General features: G+C 74.4%; 3 protein-coding genes and 1 pseudogene. All 4 read right to left on the bottom strand.

What is annotated here, in order from left to right; translation table 11 throughout:
* Positions 1–194, bottom strand: a pseudogene (locus PINTE_RS24050) (hypothetical protein); the annotation flags it as partial.
* Positions 191–1468 (bottom strand): VWA domain-containing protein, encoded by a 1278-nt coding sequence (locus PINTE_RS20175; protein ID WP_068434205.1) that lies wholly within the window; start codon positions 1466–1468, stop codon positions 191–193. The gene PINTE_RS20175 and the pseudogene PINTE_RS24050, both read right to left, overlap by 4 nt.
* The gene (locus PINTE_RS20180; protein WP_068434207.1) at positions 1468–3381 is read right to left on the bottom strand and encodes a PP2C family protein-serine/threonine phosphatase; all 1914 of its coding nucleotides are present in this window, start codon (positions 3379–3381) and stop codon (positions 1468–1470) included. Before PINTE_RS20180 ends, PINTE_RS20175 begins: the two co-directional genes overlap by 1 nt.
* Positions 3378–5348: serine/threonine-protein kinase (locus PINTE_RS20185; protein ID WP_084343856.1), on the bottom strand; the 1971-nt coding region annotated here is incomplete at its 5' end. The genes PINTE_RS20180 and PINTE_RS20185, both read right to left, overlap by 4 nt.

A 5348-nucleotide genomic window follows, 5' to 3' on the forward strand; every position in this document is an offset into this window, starting at 1 on the left:
CCCGCCGAACCCGAGCCCGCCCCGCCCGAGCCCACCCCGTCACCGCCCGAGCCCGAGCCACCAGAGCCCGCGCCCGGAGCGGCGTGCGCCGGCGCCGGGGTGTCGCCGCCGGCCGCCGGGCGCATCGGGCTCCCGCACGTGTCGCAGTAGTCGGTGGCCTGCGAGGTGTGCCCCTGCGGGCAGACGAGGCTCACTTGCGCACCCGGATCGTCTTCGTGGAGGCGGTGTCGAGCGCCATCTCGTCCATCCGGTCGACGTGCCGCTTGAGCCGTACCCGCCCGGTGCCGGCGTCGTCGATGTCGACGACGCGACGCAGCCGGTTGGTGGCCGCCTCGTCCCCGGTCTGCGCGGCGAGCTGCACCGCCCGGCCGAGCCGGCTCGTCGCCGTCGTGTCGTCACCGACCGCCTTGGCGGCCAGGCCCTGCTGGATCGCCGACGCCAACTCGGTCTGGCCGGTGTAGTGCGCGACCTCGGGGCTGATCTGCGCGGTCAGCGAGTCGTCGGCGGTCCACTTCGCCTTGATGAGCCCCTGCGCGACGACCTCCTCGCCGACCGCCAGCTGCACCCGGGCCGCCAGCTGCTCGGCTCCGATCGCCTTCGCCGGCAACCGCACCGCCACGTGGAAGTCGCGGGCCTCATCCCCCCAGGACCCTGTGGGGTAGGCGCCGGTGAGCGGGTTGAGCTGTTGGCGCCGGTTCGTCATGTCCTCCAGCGTCGGCGCGACCTGCCGCACGAAGAGCACCTCGGCCCCCTGCGGCGCCCAGACGCGCAAAGAAGCCTGTGCGATGCCGCGGCCCATCGACGTGCGCATGAGCGACTCGAACTCCAGCGCCATGTCCTCACGGCGGGGGATGAGGTCGACCGTGCCCATGAGTGCCTGCGCGATGCGGCGCACCTCGTCGACCTGCCACGCCGCGCCGAGCCCGCGGCAGTCGGCCTGAAAGCGGCCCTGCACGGTGGCGATCGCGCGGGAGAGCTGCTCGGGGGTCTCGTGCTGGTTCTCCCCGTCGGTCAGCAGGATGACGTGCCGTTGCGTCAGCGTGGGCACCGTGTCGAAGAGCTGCGCGCTGGCCAGCAGCCACGTGCCCATCGCCGTGCCGCCGTCGGCGTAGAGCCGGTTGAGCGAGGCCTTCGCCTGAGCCCGAGTCGAGGGGTCCATGCGCACCATCGCCGCCGAGTAGCCGTCGGGAAAGCACAGCCGGGCCTGGTGGTTGCCCGCGATGACCGCGAACCAGACCCCGTCGAGGATCTGGTCGAGCGCGGCCGCGGCGGCGTACCGCGCGGCGGCGACCCCGGCGTCCTCCATCGAGCCGGAGGTGTCGACGACGATGATCTCGCCGGCGTCACCGGCTCCGGTCTGCCCGGCGCCGCCGGCGTTGCGGGCGGTGATCGTGACGATGGCGTGCACGTCGGTGCCGCCCTCGGGCAGGAACTCGTTCTGGTAGACGGCAGCGGAGAATTCGGCCATCAGCGCGCTCCCTCCTGGTCCTCAGTGTCTTTAGTGTCTCTGGTGTCTCTGGTGTCTCTGGTGTCTCTGGTGTCTCTGGTGTCTCTGGTGTCTCTGGTGTCTTCATGGTCGTCGGGCCCATCCGGGCGCGCCGCGGCGGTGGCTCCGCCGGAGGCGCCCGCGGGCGCGGAGCCACCGGTCGTCAGCGGCTCGGTGGGCGCCGAACCGGGGGCCGTGCGCTCGGAGGTCTCGCCGGCCCTGCTGTCAGGGGCCTGGGTGGCGATGACCCGGGTGTCGCCGGCCTCGCTCTCGTCGGCCTGCGTATGGCCGGCCCCGGTGTCGATGACCTCGGTCTGCGCGGCGGGGTCGTCGATGCGGGCCAGCGCGACCGTGATGTTGTCGCGACCGCCCCGCGCGTTGGCCCACTCCACCAGGCGCCGGGCCAGGGCGAGCGGCGCGGTGGGCCGCGGCAGCGTCGGGACGATCTGGGTGAGCACCGCGCCGAGCTGCTCGGGCGCGGAGGCGTAGTTCCACAGCCCGTCGCTGCACACCATGAGCCAGCCCGGCTCCGACAGCTGCACCGTCGCCTTACGCGGGGTGTGATCGGGGGCCTCGGGGCCGAGCCAGCGGCTGATCGTGTGCGCGTGCGGCGAGGCCTCGGCCTCCCGTCGGGAGGCGCCGAGCGCGATCTGCTCCTCGGCCCACGAGTCGTCGGTCGTCAGCAGCTGCGGCTCGCCGGAGTCGGGAAACCAGTAGCCGCGCGAGTCGCCCACCGACCCGACGACCGCGACGTCGTCGTCGATGACCGCCGCGACGAACGTGCAGGCCGGCTCGGAGACGTGCGGGATGCCCGACTCCTCGGTGTCCTCCGGGGTGTCGGGGCCGGCGGCGACCTCGATGACCGCGCTCATCGCGGCGTCCGTGGCCGCGTCGAGCCGGCCCCCCAGCGCTCCGACGTGGGCGGACGCGACCCCGGCCAGGCCGCGCGAGTGGGAGGCGGAGAGCACGCCCAGGGCGGCCCGGGCCGCCTCCTGGCTGGCGCGTGCGGAGCGGCGGGCGGTGCTCACGCCGTCGCACACGACCATCGCGGCGCGGCGCGGCGATCCGGGTTCGGCGTGCAGCGCGAGCGAATCCTCGTTGGTGCGGTGCCGCACGCCGCGGTCGCAGACCCCGGCAACCCACACTGTTGTGGGCGGTCCGCCAGGCTCGGCGATCGGCGCCTTCAGTTCGAAGTGGTGCCGCGGGTTGGGTCGCGCGGACCCGCAGCGCTCGCAGTAACCGTCGGGCCCGAAGGTGCCGCCGCACTCGGTGCACGGCGGACCGGCCGGCGGCGCGTTCGCGGGCTTCGGCGCGGGCGGGGGCGTGACCGGGGAGCCGAGCACGAGCATCCCGTCGCTGCTCACCGGAGGCGGGTCGCCCGCGCGGACCGCAGCGTCGATGTCGCCGCGCGCCCCGACGCCACCGAGCACCGCCGGATCGGAACCCTCGGTGTCGAGCACCGGCAGCTCGGCGGTCTGGTCCGACGCCGACGCGGCGGACGCAGCAGACGTGCCAGGGTCGGCGGACGCCGCAGCCGCACCGAACGCGCCGGGTGCCGCGGGTGGGTCCGGCGGCGCGAGCGGCACGATCTCGTCGTCATCGTCGGTGGCCGACCCGACGGCCGATCCCGTGGTCGATCCGGCAGCCGATCCGAGGGGCTCGGCGGTGTTGGAGGGCGCGGGCCCCCCGCCGTCGGCGGCCTCGGCGACCGGCAGCTCGGCGCTCGGCTCGCCGTCGGACACGGGCACCTCGGCGGCCGGTGAGCCGCCGCGCACGGGCAGCTCGACGGTGGGTTCGCCGCCGGGCGCGGACAGGTCGCTGGTCGGCGCGCCGTCGGGCCGTTCGGGCGGGGGAGCCTGCTCGCTGCGCTGCCGGGAGGGGGTGGGGTCGGTCATAGCAGGCTCCAGGGGCGCACGGAGTTGGCCTTGTCGACGAGCCGTGCCCGCTCGTCGGGGTCCGTGGTGAGTTCGGCGAGGCGGCGATACGACTCCTCGAGGGCCTCGCGCAGGTGTCGCGGGGTGGCGCGGATGCCGCCGATCGTCGTGTCCCGCGCGGCGGGCTTGGCGCCCACCTGGGAGAGCGCCTGCTCCAGCACGCGCACCCGGAACGAGGCGCGCTGCGCGGGGGCGGCCTCGAGCCGGTCGCCGTCGCGTAGCGCCTGGTCGAGGGCGGCCGGCCCGGAGCCGGAGTGCACCGCGAGCTCGGCCCGCAGCCACCGCGCCCGCCCGAACGCCGAGCTGGCGGGCGGGACGAGGTCGAGCGCGGTGATCGCGCCGCGGCCGTCGCCGCGGGCCGACCGGAGCCGCGCGAGACCGAACGCCGCGGCGGTCGTGTAGCCGGCGTCGGTGCGCAGGCAGGTGAGGTAGTCGGCCTCCGCGGCGGGCTGTTCGTCGGCGAGCTCGTGCGTGAGACCGAGGGCGAGCCGCGGGGCGAGTTCACCGGGGATCTGCTCGTAGACGGTGCCGAACGCGGCCTGCGCGGCGGCGTGGTCGTCGCGGGAGAGGGCGTCGAGCCCGAGGATCCACAGCGCCCGCCAGTCCCAGGGGTCGGCGCCGAGCAGGTCGTCGGTGGCGGCGGTGACGCCCTCGTGGTCGCCGGCGTACAGCGCGGTGCGGGCGCGTTCGAGCATCACCTCGGCAGTCTGGTCGGGGGCGGACGCCAATTCGTGTCCGCGGCGCCGGGGTTCCAGCTCCCGCACGGTCTGCAGCCAGCCGAGCATCGGGTCGTTCTCGTCGGGCTTCAGGGCCGGCAGCTCCCACCAGCCGAGCGAGTCGCCGGTGACGACCGGGGCCTCGAACAGGCCCGACGGCAGGGTCTGACCCGCCGCGCCGCCTCCGCGTCGGTCGGCGACGATCTGGCGCAGCACCCCGAACAGCTGCACGCGCAGCTCCTCGATGCTCTGGTACCGGTCGGCGGGGTCGAGCGCACACGCCTTGGCGACGAGCCGGTAGAACGCGTCGTGCCGGGAGAACGCCGGCATCGTCGTCGTCGGCGGCAGGCTGGTCGCGTATTGGCTCTGGTAGCCGCGGAACTCGTTGGTGAGCACCGCCAGCGTGCGCCCGATCGTGTAGATGTCGCTGGGCACCGACGGTCCGAGGTCGGCGATCTCCGGCGCCTGGTAGCCGACCGTGCCGTAGATCGGGGAGTCGAGGTCGTCGATGCGGCGCATGCCGCCGAGGTCGATGAGCTTGACCGAGTCGCCGACCTGGATGAGGTTGTCGGGCTTGAAGTCGCAGTACAGCAGCCCGAGGTCGTGCAGGTACGCGAACGCGGGCAGGATCCCGTAGATGAACGCCAGCGCGTGCTCGACCGGCAGCGGATCGTAGACGCCCCGGTTGTCGGCCATCCGCGCCTTGAGCAGCTCCTTGAGGCTGCGGCCGCCGACGTACTCCATCACCGTGTACGCCGCGCCCTCGTGCTCGACGACGTTGTAGACCTCGACGATCAGCGGGTGCTCGACCTGCGCGAGGAAGCGCTGCTCGGCGACCGCGGCCTCGAGCGCGTCCGCGTCACCGGCGTTGAGCAGGCCCTTGAGCACGACCCAGCGGTCGGAGACGTTCTTGTCGCGCGCCAGGTAGATCCACCCGAGCCCGCCGTGCGCGAGGCAGCCGACCACCTCGTACTGGCCGCCGACGAGATCGCCGGGAGCCAGTTTGGGCGTGAACGAGTAGGGGTTTCGGCATTTGGGGCAGTAGCCCTCGGTGCGCCCGGGAGCGTCGCCGCGGCCGCGCCCGACCGGGGTGCCGCACGACGGGCAGTTGCGCTTCTCCTCCGGCACGACCGGGTCGGTCAGCACCGCGTCGGCGGGATCCGACGCCGGCGCGCTGGGCACCGACGTCAGGCCGGCGCCCAGCCCTGAGCG

This window comes from Piscicoccus intestinalis NBRC 104926 (assembly GCF_001515525.1).
Lineage (GTDB): Bacteria > Actinomycetota > Actinomycetes > Actinomycetales > Dermatophilaceae > Kineosphaera > Kineosphaera intestinalis.

Coding starts and splice junctions, on each gene's coding strand:
- PINTE_RS20175 (WP_068434205.1), bottom strand. CDS start 1,468: ATGGCCGAATTCTCCGCTGCCGTCTACCAGAACGAGTTCCTGCCCGAG.
- PINTE_RS20180 (WP_068434207.1), bottom strand. CDS start 3,381: ATGACCGACCCCACCCCCTCCCGGCAGCGCAGCGAGCAGGCTCCCCCG.